Origin of the sequence: Bacillus salitolerans, from assembly GCF_042680805.1 — a bacterium.
Lineage (GTDB): Bacteria > Bacillota > Bacilli > Bacillales > SA4 > Bacillus_CJ > Bacillus_CJ salitolerans.
Map to the genome: position 1 here is coordinate 27,357 of NZ_JBHUEM010000020.1, position 18,279 is coordinate 45,635.

The window sequence follows — 18,279 nt, forward strand, 5'->3', positions numbered from 1 at the left end:
TAACCTATACATAGTAAAATGAAAGCAGTCACCTAATTGGTGGCTGCTTTTTGAAGCTCTCGTTTAAATCGTAATTGAATAAAACGTAATCGTATGAATAAGAGTAAAGCTCCCACGGTTAATCCTAAACTTAATCCAATCCAATACCCAAATGCTCCTAGAGATGTAAATTGTGCTAGTAAATAACCAGAAGGTAAGCCGATCACCCAAAATGATATTAACGATAATACTAATGTAACATTTACATCCTTATAACCACGAAGCGCACCCTGGATTGGAGCCCCAATCGCATCAGATAATTGAAAAAAGATGGCGTAAAATAGAAAATGTTTGGCTAATGAAATAACTTGTGAATCGGTACTATAAATGGCAGCAATCGTACTTGGAAATAGTAATAATATGATACCTGTTACAATGGCCATACCAATAGCAGTTCCGATTCCAAGGTAGCTATACTGCTTTGCATCATTCGTACGTTTTCCTCCAACCTCAAACCCTACACAAATGGTTAATGCCATTGAAATACTCAGAGGAATCATGTATAAGAAAGACGCAAAATTTAGTGCAATTTGATGGGCTGCTATCGTAATAGTGTCATATTGACTCATCAGCAATGTAACAGCTGAAAAAATACTAGTTTCAAAGAAAATAGCAAGTCCAATAGGAACCCCAATGAAAAGCAGTTCTTTCCATTTTGTAAATGATATTTTATAAAATGTTTTAAATACATGGAACTGTGAAAAGGGTTGCCTTTTATGAGCAATCCAAACAGTAATGGCTAAAATACACCAGTAAGTAATAGCTGTAGCATAACCTGCACCTACTCCTCCCAAACGGGGAAATCCAAACTTTCCGAAAATGAGCAGGTAATTAAACAAGGCGTTGATAGGTAGAGATAACAGTGTGACAATCATTGTCACTCTCGTTTCTCCTAGTGCATCCATAAAACATCGTAGTACAGTATAAACAAATAAAGGGATCATGCCGTAAGCTAATGCTTTTAGATAATAAAATGCGATTTCTCGAACAGGTTCTTCTAAATTCATCATATTCAATAAAGGCTTAATAGTTGCGGCTCCTGAAATAAGAATGATGATGACAATTACAATTGAAAGATAAATTCCCTGAACAACGGTAAAAGGAATAGCCTTCCTGTTATCTGCCCCGATTAATTGAGCAATAATGGGAGTCGTGGCGAGTAGGATCCCACTTAACCCCGTAAACACAGGTACCCAAAGACTAGAGCCGATTGCAACTCCTGCTATATCATTGGAACCTGCTCTTCCTGACATCATGATATCAAGGAAGTTCATGGCAAATAAACCTAATTGAGTGATTAAGATAGGTACTAATATTTTGATAAATAATATGGTTTTGTCTTTCAGAAGGTGAGTTTGATACATTTTTATTCCCTCATTCTTACGTCTAATAGCACATAATTATAACATAGCTATTTTAATTTAACAGGAATTTACACAATATACTTCACAGCAACCGGTTAACATTTTATGTAAAATATGATTTTTCGGATAGCGAAATAATTCTTTTAGTGGTATATTTTAAAAAGATATAGATATTGAGAAACGGAGACAACGATATGTGGAAACAGCGAAATGTTTGGATTTTGTTGATCGGTGAGTTTATTGCTGGAGTTGGGTTATGGACAGGAATCATTGGTAATCTTGAATTTATGCAAGAGCATGTACCTTCGGATTTCGCCAAATCCCTCATATTATTTACTGGATTATTAGCAGGTGTCATGATTGGTCCTCTTGCTGGAAGGATTATAGACTCATATAGTAAGAAAAAGGTAATGATTTATGCAGGTATTGTCAGGATGATTAGTGTTCTGTTTATGTTTTTAGCGATTGAATTCGAATCAGTTTGGTGGATGGTTTGTTTTATGGTGACGATTCAGTTGTCAGCGGCCTTTTATTTCCCTGCCCTTCAATCGTTAGTACCAATGGTCGTGAAGGAGAAAGATCTTCTACAAATGAATGGCGCACATATGAATGTTGCAACGATTTCTAGAATCATAGGAACTGCATTAGCGGGTGCAATGCTTGTCGTTATAAGTCTATATTCCTTATATATTGCATCATTTGTTGCTTATGGGCTTTTACTTCTGTCAACTTTCCTGTTATCGGTTGATGAGGATGAAAAAGAAAATGAAATGGTTAATAAGGGTAAAAAAGCAGCTAGCTTTAAAGAGGTTCTACCAGTATTAAAAGGGCTTCCTATTGCAATGATGGCTCTAGTTTTAACGATCATTCCAATGTTATTTCTTGGTGGATTTAATTTAATGGTAATTGAAATAAGCGAACTTCAAGATGATTCCACAATAAAGGGTTTAATCTATACAGTGGAAGGCTGCTGTTTTATGCTAGGTGCATTTCTCGTTAAGAGGATTAGTGAAAAAGTCAATCCAATTAGATTGATGTTTATATTCACAAGTGTTGTAGCAATTACTCAACTATCCTTATATTTCTCAGATATCAAACTTTTATCATTGATTTCATTTGGAGTGTTCGGGTTTTCACTAGGATTTTTCTTCCCAATTACTGCCACGATTTTTCAAACAAGGATTCCAAAAGAATTTCATGGAAGATTCTTTTCGTTTAAGAGCATGTTAGATCGAGTGATGTTCCAAGTTGTATTACTTGCCACTGGCTTGTTCCTTGATACAATTGGGTTTCACCTAATGGTCCTAGTGTTTGGTACAATTTCATTAGTATTGATATTTTACTTTGCACTTAGACATGCGAAGGTTTCACAGGAAACCCTAATGAATGAACAAAAATCACCATCTGTATAAGGGTAAAAGGGCAGCTACTCAGTTTATAGCTGCCTTTTCAGCTAGTAGGCAGTAGTAGTTTCCTAACGCATAAATAGGACTAGCCTAGTCTTTCTAAATAGGGTAGGTTAAAGAATTAAGTTGGTTTTTTAGCACTGTTGATTGACGTGGAAGGACCAGGGACTTCTCCTGAGGGAGCAGCGGGTCAGGTGAGACCCGGGATCTTTCACGGAAGTGAAAATATCATTTCGTTGCGGCGAGGAGACTCACCGACCGTCCTGTGGTAAGCGAGTGTCCTATAACGAAAATCAACAACTATGTTTAATAGAGCCAATAAATAAAGGAGTGTTACAATTGGGTTATGTTGAAGAGCTTAGAGCTATAGTAGGAAGTAGACCATTACTATTTGTCGGAGCAGTTGTTATAATCCTGGATAGTAAAGGAAGAATACTCCTTCAACAACGTAAATATCCAAGTGGATCGTGGGGACTTCCGGGTGGATTAATGGAATTAGGTGAATCAACAGAAGATACAGCAAAACGTGAGGTGTTTGAAGAAACGAATTTAACAGTAAATGATTTGAAATTAATCAATGTGTATTCGGGACCACAGAATTTTATAATAGCGGAAAATGGCGATGAGTTTTATGTCGTAACAACCGCGTACTACTCTAACAAAGTTTCAGGGCTACTGAAAGTTGACCGGTCAGAATCAATCACCTTTGAATATTTCGAACCCGATCAGCTCCCATGTTCTCTTGTTAAAAGTCATCAACGAATGATAAAAGAGTTTTTAAGTAACCATTATTCTAAGTTAAAGTTTTAAAACCCTTTCTTGAAGGGTTTATTTTTTTTATAATCTATTTACATATATCTAATTAGAATGATATCTAATTATTATATAGTAATGTGAGAAGAATATTAATTACATTAATGGAGAGTCATCCAACCATGATCCATATTGAGAAAGTAATTTTACATTCTGATCAAGGGCATAATCTGATTTCAACAGGTTCACCTGAAGTAGCAATCAAGAAATTAAAAAAGGAGCATCGAGAAAAAGAGAGGTTGTGTAAAGAACGCTTCTTAGTTGAGTATAGAGAAGGGTACATTGGTCTTTTCGACTTTACTATGATTAATCCAAATGATGAAAAATCCTTGGATTGGCCTTCTAGCTCTACATGTAGACTTTCGAAAAATGGGGTTAGGTCAAAAGGTTAATGACAAACTTGAAAAGAAAATGAGACAGAAGGGAGCAAGTAAAAGTAGACTAGGTTGTTTCAGTGCTAATCAAAAAGGATTGACGTTCTAGAGAAAACAAGACTATGAGGTGTATAAAAGGAATTTGACATTGAAAAAGTAGAATATTTCAGATTGCGACATTTTCGGACGCATTAAATGCCGAAGAACGTTATGATCGAACAGGTTACAAAGTGGTTGAATCAATCCTTAGAGCAAAGAAAAAGAAAGAAGTATTATGGACTAAACAAGAAAGAATTGAAGATTACTATGATATTAACGGTAATTTTGTTAAAAGTGTAGTTAAAGATATAGAATTTAAGAATAATTTAAAAACGGGAAAAGCAAAAGATAAAGTTAGAGAGAAGGTTTATACATCTCCACTCTTATCAGATAACCAACATATTGAAATTGAAGATTTAAAGACTAAGAAAAATGAACTTTCTGAAGAAAAAGAAAACAAAATCAAGGAAAAGATTGCCGTTAAGTTGAATGAATTAGATGCGAAGGAACTTCAGGATGTAGTTGGCTTTACTTATGAAGACATTAGTACGATGAAACAAAAAGTAGAAGAATACAATGAAGCAATGTCATTTACTGCTGCTGCTGATGATAGAATAGAACGTAAGGGAGCTTATGATAACTACTATAATTATGATTCTTATACAGGAGATTTTATTGTACAAGCACTAGGTTACTCTGCTCATTCATATATTAAGTATACAGGAAATACCATAGGGGATATGGCAAATGCAACCCAAGTAACTAGTTTTAAGAATAACATAATTTCATATGAAGAATATGTTAGAAGATATATGGAAACAGACCAGTTTTCTGAAACTTTAAGCTGGCTTGGTGGAGTTGCAGGACTAGTTAGTTTTGTATTTGGATATCCTACTGGACCAGTTGGATGGGCAGCAATTGTTTCAACATATTCTGGTGCAATGGGTGTATTTATATCTTGGACTTCTGAAGCATATGCTGATGAAACTAGACTTGAATATAGTAGAAGAGCTAAAAATTACCTACATGAAGCCCAAGAAGATATGGATTATACTCTTTGGGGAGATTATGACAGTACAGTTGTTTCAGGATTTTAATATTTGAAGAAATTTACAATACAAAGACTTCATACTGGAGTCTTTTATTGTATTATATTGATAAATAAATCTTCTTTTACAAGGATGTGTAACATGAATAGGAATAGTTTTAATTTCTGTAAACTGTTACTAGTTATTCTTTTTGTCTATCTTGTTAGTGGTTGTAGTAATGAAATTATTAAAATTGAGGTATTTTCTATCGATACACTGGAGGAAACTGAAAAAGGAACATTTGAAATCACAGGATTTAAGAAAGTTAACGTAATAACTACAATTAATAAGAGTGAAACTCATTTAAATACGGATGTTAAAAAAATTGAAGATTTTTATGTTACTAATGGAAAATATATAAAGACATTGGTTAAGCATACAATATATAAAAAAAATGACACAATAAAGTCTGAAGACGTGACCAGTAAAGAGAAAGAATTTCAATCTCCAAAGACTATCCTCATCCCAAAAGATATAAAAGGTGAGTATAAATTAGAAAGTATGGATCAATCAATTAAAGAACAAGTAGAACAACATGTTCTGTCTCTGATAAAACAAATAGAATGATATGTTGAATAAACGTAGAATTATAAAAAATCTATTAAAAGGGAATAGAGATTTAAAGACAAAAACCTTGAAGTTCAGGTTTTATATAATTTGAAGAGTTTTTTTTCGATAGTTTACTCATACTAACATTGAAGTTCAATATTTGGAGGGAGTATTTGATGACGAAAAGAAACAAAGCGACAAAGTCTGGCCTACAAAGTGCGAAAGCTATTACAGAATTTTCTTCAGAATTAACTCAAGATCAAAACAAAAAGGTAGAAAAAACAAAACCACACTAAGAGATAACCGGATGGTGCTTCATCCGGTTATGACTATTTTTTAATGGCTAGTCATCGGGTTCCAGATTACATTGTGGTATTAAAAATACTTTCCTAGGTGCTACTATGTTTTTGGACAGCTGCTCACGGTGGAATAGAATTCCTGAGCTAATGTGATTCGAGCAGTGATGTTAGATAATCCAAAGAAAAAAAAGAAGTATTCTACTATTTTTTTAATTATTAGAACAGAATCAAATAATCCAACGATTTTGTACTTTATTCCAACATTTTAACCAATAATGGAATGAGTTATGTTATATAGTCGAAGTACAATTAAATGATATTCAGCATTTTTCCCCTATTCCATTCATAAAATGAATCAGGTGTATGTCGAGGAGGGGATAGTATGTCAGGTAAGATTGTAAAAGTGATTTCAGAGGAATATGTAGCAAAGTATGTAGAGTTGAATGAACAGGCTAAAAGGATAAAAGAAGAAATGGACAAGATAAAACAGGTGTTCCATACGTATTTTGATGAACTTTGCGGAATGAATGAAAAGGGTGAATTCAACATTGGGGATTACTTTTTGCAAAGACAAATAAGAATCACGAATGCTTTTGATGAAGAAAGACTTGTTGAAAAACTAGAGGCACTAAAGCTTGGAGATTGTATTGAGTATGTAAAAAAACCGAATGAACAGAAATTAGAAGCTGCCATACAGCTAGGGCTTATTAGCGAAGAGGATATTAAAGAATATAGGCTTAGTAAAAGAACACAGGCTATTTCGGTGAAGAAAGCAAAATAAAGAATGGACAGATTGCTGTTGGATGCAATCTGTCTTTTATTTTAAGTTAAGAAGGTATAGTTTTCTGGTGTATAGTTAATGCAATGTTACGGCTAAATCCAGCGCACAGCCAAGATGAAATGGCGAAGATCTATGCCATTCATCCTACTCGAGGTCAAGAATATGTCATGAATAAACGGGAAAACCACCCTTTTTTTATGACAGAACATTTGCTCATCCTTAGGCTAAACGGAGCACACTGAGCCTTTTGTTCTTAATTATGATAAATTAATAGGTAAGAGAATAAGAAGAAACAAGTGAATCAATCGAGACGTACTGGAGATGAGAGGAGAAGGACGATGGATGATAGGTGGAAAGTGGCAGAAAACTCTTTAAATAGGATCAAAATATCTTCAAATCCGAATAACGAACCGGTTACCATACAGGGGGATTCTAATGATTTGAGGTGTGTCGGTATAGGTACAGATGCTGCTGTTTTTCAATATATCCATGAGCCATCTTATGCATTCAAAATTTATGCTAAAGATAAATGTTCAAAGATAGAAGTAGAAGCAAGTGTCTATAAGACACTGGGAACATCTCCCTATTTCTCGAAATGCTTTGCCACTACTGAAACGTATCTCGTCTTAAGCTTTGAAGAGGGGATTACGTTATATGATTGTCTACTCCAAGGTATCCATATTCCAAGGCAAGTGGTTGAGGATGTGGATGCTGCAAGAAAATACGTCAGAGAAAAATCTTTAAATCCCAGAGACATTCATTTAAAAAACATTTTCTTACAGGGTGGGAGAGCAAAAATCATTGATGTATCCGAATATGTTCAAGCTGGAAATGACAATAGATGGGAGCATTTGAAAAAAGCTTATCAGGAATACTATCATCTTATCGATGGGAAAACGGTTCCTTATTGGTTAGTTGAAACGATTCGAAAATGGTATAACGGACGAAACAAACACACAACTTTTGATGATTTTATGAAGAATGTTTTAAAGCTTAAACTGTTTTAATAGTAAAATATGAAAGATTCAGGTTTTAATTCCTTCAATACTTGGAAGTATGGTAAGAGATAAAAAAGCAAAAACGTTAGGAGTTCATATGATTCAAACATATGCAATAAATAAAGAAGGAAAAAAAGAGCTAAACATCTCCCTGCAAGCAGCGAACATTGAACAATATCAGTGGTTATGGGTAGATATTACAGAGCCGACAGAGACAGAAATGAAGGTTCTGTCAGATGTTTTTATGTTTCACCCACTAGCTATCGAGGATTGTATAAACCATACGATTCAACGACCGAAATTGGACTATTACCGAGATTTAACGTTTTTTATTACTCACGCTTTGAATAGACAGACATTCGACAAAGCAGAGGTAAGTATATTTTTAGGTGAGAATTATCTAGTTACTTTTCATTATAAAGACTTATCAGAGCTAAACGATGTTTGGAATAAGCTTATTTCCTCAACAAATATAGAGGAATGGGATCATTATTATGTGTTTTATCAAGTCTTCGACAAAATGGTAGATAATTACTTTCCCATCTTATATTCTCTCGAGGATCAATTAAATAGTTTGGACGAAAATAGAAATGGCTGGGCAATGGGAAAGCAGTTAGAAGAATTGTTTGAAATAAAAAGTAACCTTATCACGATTCGTCACACCATTCATCCAATGAGGGACTTACTGTACAGAATGGTAAACTCCCATCATCTAGAAGGTGTAAGAGAACGTAAGGAATATTTTTCAGATATATATGATCACTTACTAAAGCTGTCAGAAATGGTGGATTCTAACCGCGAAATGACAAATGACCTACGTGATAGTTATTTATCACTAACCACTCACCAACAAAATAAGATTATGCAAGTACTAACTGTTATTACAACTATTTTCATGCCGCTTACCTTTATAGCCGGAGTTTACGGCATGAATTTTGAGAACATGCCTGAACTCAAGTGGCGATATGGATATTTTATCACTTTGTCTCTAATGACATTAATAGGATTAAGTATGTTTTACTTTTTCAAAAAGAAGGGATGGTTTAAATAAGTAAGGAATAGCCTATTAAGCTATTCCTTACTTTCATTGCCGTTGTTTTCGAATGTTTTCCCATTCTTCACGCAGCATACCCATTTTTATGGAGTCAAAATACTCACCATTCACAATTCTCGCTTTTCGAATTCTTCCTTCTATAATCATCCCTGTTTTTCTGGCCAATGCCATCATCCTGTCGTTTCCAGACCATGTTGATATACCCACTCTCACAACATCCATGTTTTCAAAGATGTAGTCTGTCCATAGCTGGAAAGCCTCGGTACCATATCCACCAGACCAGTAGGTTGAGTCAAATATGACAATCCCATTACTCAACCAGTTTGTTTCCTTACTTTCCCAGTACCAATTAACCGTACCAATTACCTTTCCATCTACTTCGATTATTAGGATATTCCTAACTTCGTCTGTACCTACAAGCTCAACTTTTGATCGGTAGCTTTTTTCATAGAATTCCTCATAGCTATAATTAGGAAGTTGAAAATAAGGACCGTTCCATTTTAGGTGTTCACGGTCTTTTGCTTGATAATTCCAATAATAAATTTTTTCAACATCACCTTGCGTAATGTCACGCAAAATTACTTTATTCCCTTTTAGTTTTACATTCAATATTAACTAGCTCCCTTCATATGATTCCTTTTTAATTGTAATTTTTCACCTTGTAAACTAGCAATCCCTATTATTGAGATTAAGCTAATAAATACACAAGTTATCCATAGGAGATTTGGAAGTCCAATGTTTTTTCCATAATCTAATAGTGATGCCCCTATTAGTTGACCAATTCCTCCACCTAATGCAAGTGAAAAAATGGAGAATCCAAAATAGCTAGCTGTCAACCCGGGTTTTGAAAGCCGAGCTGTTAGCTCAAAAGAGGTCGGTTCGATGAGGATTACCCCTACCGAGAAAAAGAACATTCCAACTAGAAACAAGGTAGCGTTTGTTGTTATTCCAACAACAAAAAGCGAGCCTCCAAGAAATAGATAACCTACCTTAATGATATTATACGGAGAATACTTTTCCGCAAACTTCTGAATCGGAAGTTGAAGGCAAACGATTGTTACAGCAAACACAAGCAATGTCCAAGATATGGCTCTATTATCATGAAAAATAGTGATAGCTTGAGAGGGAATAGTAACATAGATTTGCATAAATAGAAACCAGTATCCAGACATACAGAGTGTAAATAACACAAAGGGTGGATCTGAAAGAACTGTTTTCCAAGCTTGGACATAGGACACCGTTGAACTTGTACTATTTTTAGCAGGAAGAACTATAAGCGCGAGAATCCCTCCAAGAAAGAACAATGAACTTGAAAGAAGGCTTAGTAGTGTAAAACTTTGTGAAATCAGTAATCCCGCTAGTAAAGCCGCTATTACTGTACCGACATTTTTGACCACTTTATCAATCGAGAACGCCATGCTTCTGCCTTCTGAAGTAGAGTAAGCAACAAGTGCCGCTTTACTCGCTGGTTCAAAGAATGCTCCTCCTAATCCAGACAATACGGCAGCAGCAAGGAGTCCAAGTTTTGAAGTTACAATACCGAATAGAAGAAAACCCACTCCTCTCGTAATCATCCCAATAGCAATTATTGTCCGATAGCTTGATTTATCAGCGACACTACCTGTAATAAGACTCAATCCTTGTTGACTAATTTGTCTCAACATAAGTACAGTTCCTGCCAATATAGATGAATAGAGTAAGTCCTTTGTAATGTAATAGGAGAGAAACGGGATAAAGGAAAAAAAGCTTACATTCATTAAAAAAGAGTTTACATATAAGACAATTAAGTTTTTATTCATTACATCATCTCACTTCTTTTGTGTGTTATGTGTTATCTTATAAAAGGTATTCGGATTTGTATAACGAATTATTTTAATAGTAATAATTAAAAAAAATGATAATGGGTGATAAGTGAATGGAAATTGATCAGTTAAGGGCATTTATTGCAGTTGTACAAACTAAGAACTTCACGAAGGCCGCCGAAACCTTACATGTTGCACAATCAACTATTACGACGAGAATCAAATCTTTGGAGGATTCGATAGGTAAATCACTATTTGAGAGAGATAATCGAACTGTACAGTTAACTTCTAGTGGTAAGGTTTTTCTGCCATATGCCCAAAAGGTACTAGAGTTAATACAAAAGAGTAGGAATGCTATTAATAGCGACAATTATTTTGATAAATATATTGTAGTTGGGAGTACTCATACAATATGGGACTATGTTCTTTACCCGATTGTTAGAGACTTTCAGGATCATAATCGAAATATTGGATTAAGATTTATTACAAACCATTCACAAGAAGTTATCCAAGGAATTATGGATGGAATAATTGATATAGCAGTTGTTTACTTACGTCCCCATCATCCAGAAATCCAAGTGAACTTTTTTAGAGAAGAGCATATTCACCTAGTTGGTTCCAAAACTTATTTTGATGAATTAGAGGTTGTTGGAGATAATGTCCTACGGAACTATCCTTTTATTCACTTAGATTGGGGAACTCCTTTTAGCGAGTGGTTTAATGAAGTAATAGGAAAAGATGAGCCGTTCTTCTTACAAGTTGACCACATGTCTATTCATATTCAATATTTACTAGAAGGTAAGGGTATAGGATTCATGCCAACTTCCGTTTTGGAAAGATATAAAGAGGAAGGTCTAGTGGAATTACCGACTAATTTTTCAAAGCCGATTCCTACAAGACCAATGTATATCATTTATCTGAAACGTAAACATGAGTTCATTCAATCATTATTATCAGATCTAAATAAGTAACTTTTCTTACGGAACAAAATTGTGTATGATGAAAAAAGCTAGGTAAAAGTTGTAGGAGGATTGATTATGCTTCATTTATCATGGAAAGATAAAGAAACAATTAAAAGAGTAAAATGTATCCATACGAATGCTGAAAAGTATATGGTTGAAAATGTGTTAACAGTTGGACAAGAATACGATGTTAAGAATGAAACAGAAGAATTTTATTTCGTTGTAGACAATACCGGTACGGTTGGTGGATTTTATAAGGATTATTTTCAAGAAGTGTAGGATAGGTCAAAAGTGACCTATCTTTTTTGTTGGATTTAAAAAGATAAAGGATTATGATTTTCCTTTGGCGAATATACTTCAGTAAATGAATGAGAGGAGATTGATGAAAGATGGATTCTCTTAGATTTCCTATTGGAAAATATACGGTCCCAACTAGCTTTACGACCGACGAAAGAATAGGTTGGGTTCATGATATTAAACAACTACCTATTAAACTAAAACAGAGTATCGAAGGTTTAACAGATGAAGCATTAAATACACCATATCGCGAAGGGGGATGGACAATCCGGCAAGTCATCCATCATTTAGCTGATAGTCATATGAACAGCTTTATCCGATTCAAACTAGCCTTAACAGAGGATTATCCTACCATTAAGACCTACGAGGAGAATAAATGGGCAGAGTTAGAGGACAGTCTAGGCTCGGTTTCTACCTCTCTTCAAATAATTGATGGACTTCACGAGCGATGGGGAATTTTACTAGAGTCACTATCTGAGGAGGATTTTCAAAAAGGATTTTATCATCCTGAAATTGGTAGGGTCACACTAGGTGCCGTTACAGCTTTGTATTCATGGCATAGTAGACATCACCATGCACATATTGAGCTTGCTAAAAGGAATGCGACCAAAGAAAATTAATAGAAGAGGCTGAGTGAGGAGGTTTCCTATTCTCAGCTTTTTTTATTGTTTAGGAAATTATAAATGCTCACTATTGTGGATAACTGAGTGATGTGCGTAGTAATCCGGCTCCAGCGCCCAGCCAAGATGAAATTGCAAAGGTCGTCGCAATTTCATCCTACTCGAGGGAAAAAGAAAAATCACTTTTTCCTTGGTCAAATAACCCTTGAAGAGTAAAAGGGAAAGAGCGCCCTTTTTCTCTTCAAGGAACATTTGCTATGCCTGAGGCTAAACGGGGCGCCCTGAGTCTTTTGTTCTTGATAAGAGTAGAATTTTTAATTAGATCCTTTTATATTGCATAATTGGAAAAATTTCTATAACTCGACTTATCCTTGTGAAGGTGTGCAATTTAATGTTAAAATAATACGGTTAGACAATTGACAGTTGAATTATTTTCCATTAATATAAAAATTCTCGCTTAAAAAATTCAGTAAAATGAGGGACGGTATGAAAACAGAAGCATTGAAAGACAAAATCTTATCTAGAAAGACCTTTGCGATTATTTCTCACCCAGATGCTGGGAAAACAACGCTAACGGAGCAGCTTCTTCTATTCGGAGGAGTTATTCGGAATGCAGGTACTGTAAAAGGGAAGAAATCTGGAAAATTTGCTACTTCAGATTGGATGGAAATTGAAAAGCAACGTGGTATTTCTGTTACATCAAGTGTAATGCAGTTTCAGTACAAGAATCGTCATATCAACATTTTAGATACCCCTGGACACCAAGACTTTAGTGAAGATACGTACCGTACATTAACAGCTGTTGATAGTGCTGTCATGGTCATTGATTCAACAAAGGGGATTGAGGATCAAACGATTAAACTGTTCCAAGTTTGTCGTAAACGAGGTATTCCCATTTTTACTTTCATGAACAAAATGGATCGAATCGGTAAGGATCCATTAGAATTACTAGCGGAACTAGAAGAAGTTCTTGGTATTGAATCATATCCTATGAACTGGCCTATAGGTATGGGTAAAGACTTCTTAGGTGTTTATGATCGGTACTACAACCGAATTGAGCAAGTGCGAGAGACTGGAGAAAACCGTTATTTAGCCCTTGATGAAAACGGACATGCACCAGACGGGGCAAACATAACAAGCTCTCCTCTATATTCAACTTGCATAGAGGAAGTTCAACTACTAAGTGAAGCTGGAAATGAATTTTCTATAGAAAAAATTCAAAATGGAACGTTAACACCTGTCTTTTTTGGTAGTGGGTTAACAAATTTTGGTGTTCAAACATTTTTAGACACGTATGTAGAGCTTGCCCCGTCTCCACAGCCTAGACATTCGAATGAAGGATTTATGGAACCAACTACAACTCCGTTCTCTGGATTCATCTTTAAAATACAAGCCAATATGAATCCAGCTCACCGCGATCGGATTGCATTCCTCCGAATTTGCTCAGGGCAATTTGAGAGAGGGATGAGTGTAAATATTGCAAGAACTGGAAAACCGGTTAAGCTTGCTCAGTCTACTCAGTTTATGGCTGATGATCGCCATACGGTGGATGAGGCTGTTGCAGGAGATATTATCGGTCTGTATGATCCAGGCATTTATCAAATTGGTGATACATTAGTAGAAGGTAAAGATTTATTTCAATATGATCGATTACCTACTTTTACACCTGATTTGTTTATGAAAGTAACAGCTAAAAACGTAATGAAGCAAAAGCAGTTCCAAAAAGGATTAAGCCAGCTTGTACAAGAAGGTGCTGTTCAACTGTATCGTTCCTTGATGACGGAAGAGTACATCTTAGGTGCTGTTGGACAACTACAATTTGAAGTATTTGAGCATCGAATGAGAGGCGAATATAACGTTGATACAGTGATGCAATCAATGGGTTCCAAAATACCGAGATGGGTTGAGGATGATAGTGTAGATGAGTCATTATCAAGCTCAAGAAGTTTACTTGTACGGGACCGTTATGACAAAAAAGTGTTCCTATTTGAAAATGACTTTGCATTAAGATGGTTTGAAGAGAAAAATCCTTCTGTAAAGCTTTACAATCCGATGGAGGTATAGAAACAAAAAATATCAATGTGGTTCACCGTTTTCCATTTCACCGTTTGAAAGGAGATCGTTATGTCTATACAGAATCACCCAGATTTTGAATTAGAAAAAGAACGTCTTACGTTTACCAAAAACTATATTGATACAATCATCATCGCATCTGAAACAAGTAAAGAACAGTACCGAGAAAAGATGACAGAAGCGTTCCAAGATCTTGATTGGCTTGATAGTAGTCTTAGTTACACAAATGTGTTAACGAATGCGGCATTTATGGAACGCACGGCAGAAGAAGTAAGAAACTTAAAAAATATTCGTTCAAAACCTTATTTTGCGAGAATAAATTTTAAACCTAATGACCGGTTAAAAGAGGAAATACTCTATATAGGTAAAGCTTCTGTTTTTGATCGTGAATCACAACAGCCAATTATTGTGGACTGGCGCTCACCCATTGCAAACGTATACTATGACGGTAGATTAGGAGATGTCGAGTACGAGGCAGAAGGGGGAAAATATGAAGGGTATTTATCCTTAAAACGACAGTATGAAATTAATGAAAAGCTTATTAGTTTTCGTGATGTGGATTTAACAACAAATGATGAACTGCTGCAAGAATCGTTAGCAAGAAGTTCGGATAATCGACTGAATGAAATTGTCTCGACCATCCAAACGGAACAGAACAAAATCATTCGTGCCGATTTAAATCGACCAATCATTGTTCAAGGAGCTGCGGGAAGCGGGAAAACAACCATTGCCCTTCACCGCATCTCCTATTTCATTTATACGCTTGGCCAAGAATTTAATCCCGAAAACATGATGGTAATTGCCCCAAATCGGTTATTTATTGACTACATATCTGAGGTGTTGCCAGAGCTTGGTGTTGATCGAATTCGTCAAACAACCTACATAGAATATGTTCAGGATTGTATTGGGAAAAAGATAAAAGTAATTCCGCAAGAAAAGAAGTTAATGGCTTTAGTCACAGAGAATGGACAAGCTACGGATACCATGAGATGGGTTTCAAAATTTAAAGGTTCGTTTGAATATAAAACGTTAATAGACCGGTATGTAAGAGAGCTTAGGGCAACGTTCTATCCAAAAGAGGACTTTGCAGTAGAAAAGTTTAGGCTAATGACTACAGGTAAAATTAAATCGTTATTTGCTAAAGAGTACCATTACTTGCCTTACTATCGCAGGTTAGATCGGATTAAGAAGGTACTTCAAGGTGATGTGAAACGTAAGAAAAAACAAATGCTTGCAAAGGTGCAGCACTACTATGAGCATGAAATTGACAAAGCTCTTGCGATCAAGGAGCCTCTCAGAAGACGTGAATCTGTTTCAAAGCTAATGGATGAAAAGGAATATCGATTAAAAGATATTCCTAAACAAGCAAGAAATGCAGTCAATCAATATATGAAACAATTCCCTAAACAAGCCTTGTTAGACTATTATCACGATATGTTTATTCATGATCGTTTTAAGAAGCTTGCGGATGGGATATTGTCAGAAAAGGAAATAATCGTTTTTTTAACTCACCAAGCAAAGCTTCAGCAAAAACGTGAATATGAAGTCGAGGACTTAGCATCTTTGCTCTATTTACAGCATCATCTATACGGGATCAATGAAGAGTTACGAGCAAGGAACGTTGTTATAGATGAAGCACAAGATTATAGTTATTTTCAGTTTGTTGCCCTAAAGGAGCTGCTCAAAACAGACATGTTTACTATAGTAGGTGATTTAGCACAGGGTATTCATGCTTATCGCGGGATGAATAATTGGAAAGTTTTAGTTGATAAAGTGTTCCCAAGAGCAAATTATTTAACCATGCAAAAAAGCTATCGGACAACGGTAGAGATTATGAATGTCGCTAATGAAATATTAGCTTTAATGGAGGAAGATATTCCAATCGTTGAGCCTGTAGTAAGACATGGTGAGAAGCCATCCTTTTATCAGGTATCCGATCTAAGCGAAATGATTGCAAAGCTTACAGAAAGAATTGTTGAGCAGAAGGAATCTGGTTTTAAAACATTTGCACTTATCACCAAAACGGAGAGAGAAGGCAGATTACTAGAATCAGCGTTTCTTAAATTAAGCAAGATAGATGTAACCCTTCTAATTGGTGCGGAGCAGATGACGAAAGATAAAGTAGTTATTACACCCTCATATATTGCAAAAGGTTTAGAATTCGATAGCGTGTTTGTTGTCAGTTTAGACGATGCATATTCTCTCACAGATGTAGACATTAAACTCCTTTATGTTGCGATGACAAGACCTTTGCATCGTTTAACATTGATTGCCAAGAATCGTGAAGACCTATTACTCGATTGGGTTGATTCACCGTTGTATACATTATTATAGATTTTTTGCAGCTAAAACATGAAATTAACCAGAAAAGAGGGTGATCTACCCTCTTCAGCTTGAGGAGAAAGGGTATATTTTCTCTACAAGCTTTTTAATTTTGGGGAAAGTTAACCCCTTTTTTAAGACTTTATTATCGGAAAATCAGAACGCTACACATCCTAACCAAGTTTGGCAAGGTATGTAGCGATCAATTCAAAATGTCGATTAGATTCTGTTATTCGGCTTTTCACACTGCAAATCACTTCAAATGTCGATTAGATTCTGTAATTCGACTTTTCACACCGCAAACCAGTTCAAAATGTCGATTAAATCCTGTAATTCGATTTTTCACTCCGCGAACCAGTTCAAAATGTCGATTAAATCCTGTAATTCGACTTTTCATACCGCAAATCACTTCAAAATGTCGATTATGAGAATTCAAACCTCAATCCTCATAATATTCCTATAGATTTATTAACATAAAAAAAGACTGTCGAGATCTTTCTCGACAGCCTGAAGAGGGTGATCTACCCTCTTTTTAACATATTTAATCTACCACAATATAAGCGATCATAGGTCCATTATGCTCTTTATCAGGGTGGGCTGTGCATATTAACCGATATGTACCCTCTTTAGAAAACTTCATCGTAACAACGGTTTCTTCCCCTTTTTTAACTGTACCTTTTACATTTGTTCCTTCGATAAAAAATGGATGTTCTTTACCATTTACTCCAAGAATCGTTAAAGTGATTTCTTTCCCCATAGGAACAACAATCGTCCCTGGATCCCAGCGGTACGCCTCGATTTCCTTCCCAGATTCTGTAGTTGTTGAAAACTCACCAGTTACCATGTGGAAGGTGTAAACTTCATGTTCATCAGTTGAAGGCTCAACATTTACTGGTACAACATTTGGTCTGAAAAATAATAGTCCGCAAATAATAAGTGTTAAACTGATAGCGGAAATAATGACCCATTTCCTTTTAATAAATATAAATCTCAAAATTCCCATCTCCCTTTCGTGTATGCTTGTCTCTTTATTCATATGATTAGATGGTACTAGACTTGTCAGTTTTAGAAAAAATAAAAAATCACCTAGTCAAGTTGATAGGTGATAAGTAATAAGCACTTATTAAAATGGTTTATCCTTTGTAGAATCCCAATAATAAACTTTGGGTAGACCAATATAGATCCACATGTCTTGAACAATAGAGGCACCAACAAAGAATACAAGCTGCCAATCGAGTTGTTTCATGCTACACCTCCTATTATCCTATATCTCACAATACGATCATCAAGTGTTGTCCCATGACTAATTTTGCAAACAAAATATTAAAAACAGAAAAAACGAAAGAGTTCGTGTATGTGAGTTGGTAAGAAGGATTTCTTAATAAATAATCAACATTTT

The 18,279-nt window shown here is 35.4% G+C and carries 20 protein-coding genes; 14 read left to right on the forward strand and 6 right to left on the reverse strand.

All coding sequences use genetic code 11. The features are described from left to right. Positions 1-32: 32 nt before the first annotated feature. The gene (locus ACFSCX_RS11750; protein WP_377928431.1) at positions 33-1,403 is read right to left on the reverse strand and encodes an MATE family efflux transporter; all 1,371 of its coding nucleotides are present in this window, start codon (positions 1,401-1,403) and stop codon (positions 33-35) included. A 194-nt stretch (positions 1,404-1,597) separates the two neighbouring features. Between ACFSCX_RS11750 and ACFSCX_RS11755 the strand changes: the two genes are divergently transcribed. The 9 genes from ACFSCX_RS11755 (at position 1,598) to corA (ending at position 8,801) form a co-directional block, all read left to right on the forward strand. Next, positions 1,598-2,815 (forward strand): MFS transporter, encoded by a 1,218-nt coding sequence (locus tag ACFSCX_RS11755; protein WP_377928432.1) that lies wholly within the window; start codon positions 1,598-1,600, stop codon positions 2,813-2,815. 333 nt (positions 2,816-3,148) lie between these two features. Beyond that, the gene (locus ACFSCX_RS11760) at positions 3,149-3,619 is read left to right on the forward strand and encodes an NUDIX hydrolase (RefSeq protein WP_377928433.1); all 471 of its coding nucleotides are present in this window, start codon (positions 3,149-3,151) and stop codon (positions 3,617-3,619) included. Positions 3,620-3,744: 125 nt separating this feature from the next. Next, positions 3,745-4,014 carry a hypothetical protein gene (locus tag ACFSCX_RS11765; RefSeq protein ID WP_377928803.1) on the forward strand — a complete coding sequence of 90 codons (270 nt, stop codon included), beginning with the start codon at positions 3,745-3,747 and terminating at the stop codon, positions 4,012-4,014. Then, positions 3,992-4,105, forward strand: a complete 114-nt coding sequence (locus ACFSCX_RS11770) for a hypothetical protein (RefSeq protein WP_377928787.1) — start codon at positions 3,992-3,994, stop codon at positions 4,103-4,105. Before ACFSCX_RS11765 ends, ACFSCX_RS11770 begins: the two co-directional genes overlap by 23 nt. Positions 4,106-4,226: 121 nt before the next feature. Continuing rightward, positions 4,227-5,132: a hypothetical protein gene (locus ACFSCX_RS11775; RefSeq protein WP_377928434.1), complete on the forward strand. Its 906-nt coding sequence runs from the start codon at positions 4,227-4,229 to the stop codon at positions 5,130-5,132. A 93-nt stretch (positions 5,133-5,225) separates the two neighbouring features. Beyond that, entirely contained in the window at positions 5,226-5,690 is a 465-nt protein-coding gene (locus ACFSCX_RS11780; protein WP_377928435.1) for a hypothetical protein, read from the forward strand. Positions 5,691-6,353: 663 nt separating this feature from the next. Then, entirely contained in the window at positions 6,354-6,752 is a 399-nt protein-coding gene (locus ACFSCX_RS11785) for a hypothetical protein (protein WP_377928436.1), read from the forward strand. 338 nt (positions 6,753-7,090) lie between these two features. Then, on the forward strand, positions 7,091-7,759 hold the full coding sequence (locus tag ACFSCX_RS11790; RefSeq protein ID WP_377928437.1) for a serine/threonine protein kinase: 669 nt from the start codon (positions 7,091-7,093) through the stop codon (positions 7,757-7,759). A gap of 88 nt (positions 7,760-7,847) precedes the next feature. Continuing rightward, complete coding sequence (gene corA, locus ACFSCX_RS11795) at positions 7,848-8,801, forward strand: magnesium/cobalt transporter CorA (RefSeq protein WP_377928438.1); 954 nt, start codon at positions 7,848-7,850, stop codon at positions 8,799-8,801. A 33-nt stretch (positions 8,802-8,834) separates the two neighbouring features. On the opposite strand, the gene ACFSCX_RS11800 is transcribed toward corA, so the two are convergent. Next, positions 8,835-9,413, reverse strand: coding sequence for a GNAT family N-acetyltransferase (locus ACFSCX_RS11800; protein ID WP_377928439.1), 579 nt, complete (start codon positions 9,411-9,413; stop codon positions 8,835-8,837). 2 nt (positions 9,414-9,415) lie between these two features. Further along, a complete protein-coding gene (locus ACFSCX_RS11805) occupies positions 9,416-10,603 on the reverse strand; it encodes an MFS transporter (protein ID WP_377928440.1) in 1,188 nt (395 codons plus the stop codon). 116 nt (positions 10,604-10,719) lie between these two features. Here ACFSCX_RS11805 and ACFSCX_RS11810 point away from each other — a divergent pair, with 116 nt between their 5' ends. The 5 genes from ACFSCX_RS11810 to helD all read left to right on the forward strand — a co-directional run bounded on the left by ACFSCX_RS11810 (position 10,720) and on the right by helD (position 16,892). Then, on the forward strand, positions 10,720-11,577 hold the full coding sequence (locus ACFSCX_RS11810) for a LysR family transcriptional regulator (RefSeq protein ID WP_377928441.1): 858 nt from the start codon (positions 10,720-10,722) through the stop codon (positions 11,575-11,577). A 66-nt stretch (positions 11,578-11,643) separates the two neighbouring features. Continuing rightward, positions 11,644-11,847, forward strand: coding sequence for a DUF6501 family protein (locus tag ACFSCX_RS11815; protein WP_377928442.1), 204 nt, complete (start codon positions 11,644-11,646; stop codon positions 11,845-11,847). A gap of 110 nt (positions 11,848-11,957) precedes the next feature. Next, entirely contained in the window at positions 11,958-12,485 is a 528-nt protein-coding gene (locus ACFSCX_RS11820) for a YfiT family bacillithiol transferase (RefSeq protein WP_377928443.1), read from the forward strand. A 486-nt stretch (positions 12,486-12,971) separates the two neighbouring features. After that, a complete protein-coding gene (locus ACFSCX_RS11825; protein WP_377928444.1) occupies positions 12,972-14,549 on the forward strand; it encodes a peptide chain release factor 3 in 1,578 nt (525 codons plus the stop codon). Between the two features lie 60 nt (positions 14,550-14,609). Continuing rightward, positions 14,610-16,892 (forward strand): RNA polymerase recycling motor HelD, encoded by a 2,283-nt coding sequence (gene helD / locus ACFSCX_RS11830; RefSeq protein WP_377928445.1) that lies wholly within the window; start codon positions 14,610-14,612, stop codon positions 16,890-16,892. Between the two features lie 241 nt (positions 16,893-17,133). On the opposite strand, the gene ACFSCX_RS11835 is transcribed toward helD, so the two are convergent. The 3 genes from ACFSCX_RS11835 to ACFSCX_RS11845 all read right to left on the reverse strand — a co-directional run bounded on the left by ACFSCX_RS11835 (position 17,134) and on the right by ACFSCX_RS11845 (position 18,126). Beyond that, on the reverse strand, positions 17,134-17,316 hold the full coding sequence (locus tag ACFSCX_RS11835) for a hypothetical protein (protein WP_377928446.1): 183 nt from the start codon (positions 17,314-17,316) through the stop codon (positions 17,134-17,136). 105 nt (positions 17,317-17,421) lie between these two features. Continuing rightward, on the reverse strand, positions 17,422-17,874 hold the full coding sequence (locus tag ACFSCX_RS11840) for a cupredoxin domain-containing protein (RefSeq protein ID WP_377928447.1): 453 nt from the start codon (positions 17,872-17,874) through the stop codon (positions 17,422-17,424). 129 nt (positions 17,875-18,003) lie between these two features. Next, the gene (locus tag ACFSCX_RS11845; RefSeq protein WP_377928448.1) at positions 18,004-18,126 is read right to left on the reverse strand and encodes a hypothetical protein; all 123 of its coding nucleotides are present in this window, start codon (positions 18,124-18,126) and stop codon (positions 18,004-18,006) included. Positions 18,127-18,279: the final 153 nt, after the last annotated feature.

Excerpts from the sequence above, each read along its gene's own strand:
- ACFSCX_RS11750 (WP_377928431.1), bottom strand. The coding sequence starts at position 1,403 with ATGTATCAAACTCACCTTCTGAAAGACAAAACCATATTATTTATCAAA.
- ACFSCX_RS11755 (WP_377928432.1), top strand. The coding sequence starts at position 1,598 with ATGTGGAAACAGCGAAATGTTTGGATTTTGTTGATCGGTGAGTTTATT.
- ACFSCX_RS11765 (WP_377928803.1), top strand. The coding sequence starts at position 3,745 with ATGATCCATATTGAGAAAGTAATTTTACATTCTGATCAAGGGCATAAT.
- ACFSCX_RS11770 (WP_377928787.1), top strand. The coding sequence starts at position 3,992 with ATGGGGTTAGGTCAAAAGGTTAATGACAAACTTGAAAAGAAAATGAGA.
- ACFSCX_RS11780 (WP_377928435.1), top strand. The coding sequence starts at position 5,226 with ATGAATAGGAATAGTTTTAATTTCTGTAAACTGTTACTAGTTATTCTT.
- ACFSCX_RS11785 (WP_377928436.1), top strand. The coding sequence starts at position 6,354 with ATGTCAGGTAAGATTGTAAAAGTGATTTCAGAGGAATATGTAGCAAAG.
- ACFSCX_RS11790 (WP_377928437.1), top strand. The coding sequence starts at position 7,091 with ATGGATGATAGGTGGAAAGTGGCAGAAAACTCTTTAAATAGGATCAAA.
- corA (WP_377928438.1), top strand. The coding sequence starts at position 7,848 with ATGATTCAAACATATGCAATAAATAAAGAAGGAAAAAAAGAGCTAAAC.
- ACFSCX_RS11805 (WP_377928440.1), bottom strand. The coding sequence starts at position 10,603 with ATGAATAAAAACTTAATTGTCTTATATGTAAACTCTTTTTTAATGAAT.
- ACFSCX_RS11810 (WP_377928441.1), top strand. The coding sequence starts at position 10,720 with ATGGAAATTGATCAGTTAAGGGCATTTATTGCAGTTGTACAAACTAAG.
- ACFSCX_RS11815 (WP_377928442.1), top strand. The coding sequence starts at position 11,644 with ATGCTTCATTTATCATGGAAAGATAAAGAAACAATTAAAAGAGTAAAA.
- ACFSCX_RS11820 (WP_377928443.1), top strand. The coding sequence starts at position 11,958 with ATGGATTCTCTTAGATTTCCTATTGGAAAATATACGGTCCCAACTAGC.
- ACFSCX_RS11825 (WP_377928444.1), top strand. The coding sequence starts at position 12,972 with ATGAAAACAGAAGCATTGAAAGACAAAATCTTATCTAGAAAGACCTTT.
- helD (WP_377928445.1), top strand. The coding sequence starts at position 14,610 with ATGTCTATACAGAATCACCCAGATTTTGAATTAGAAAAAGAACGTCTT.
- ACFSCX_RS11845 (WP_377928448.1), bottom strand. The coding sequence starts at position 18,126 with ATGAAACAACTCGATTGGCAGCTTGTATTCTTTGTTGGTGCCTCTATT.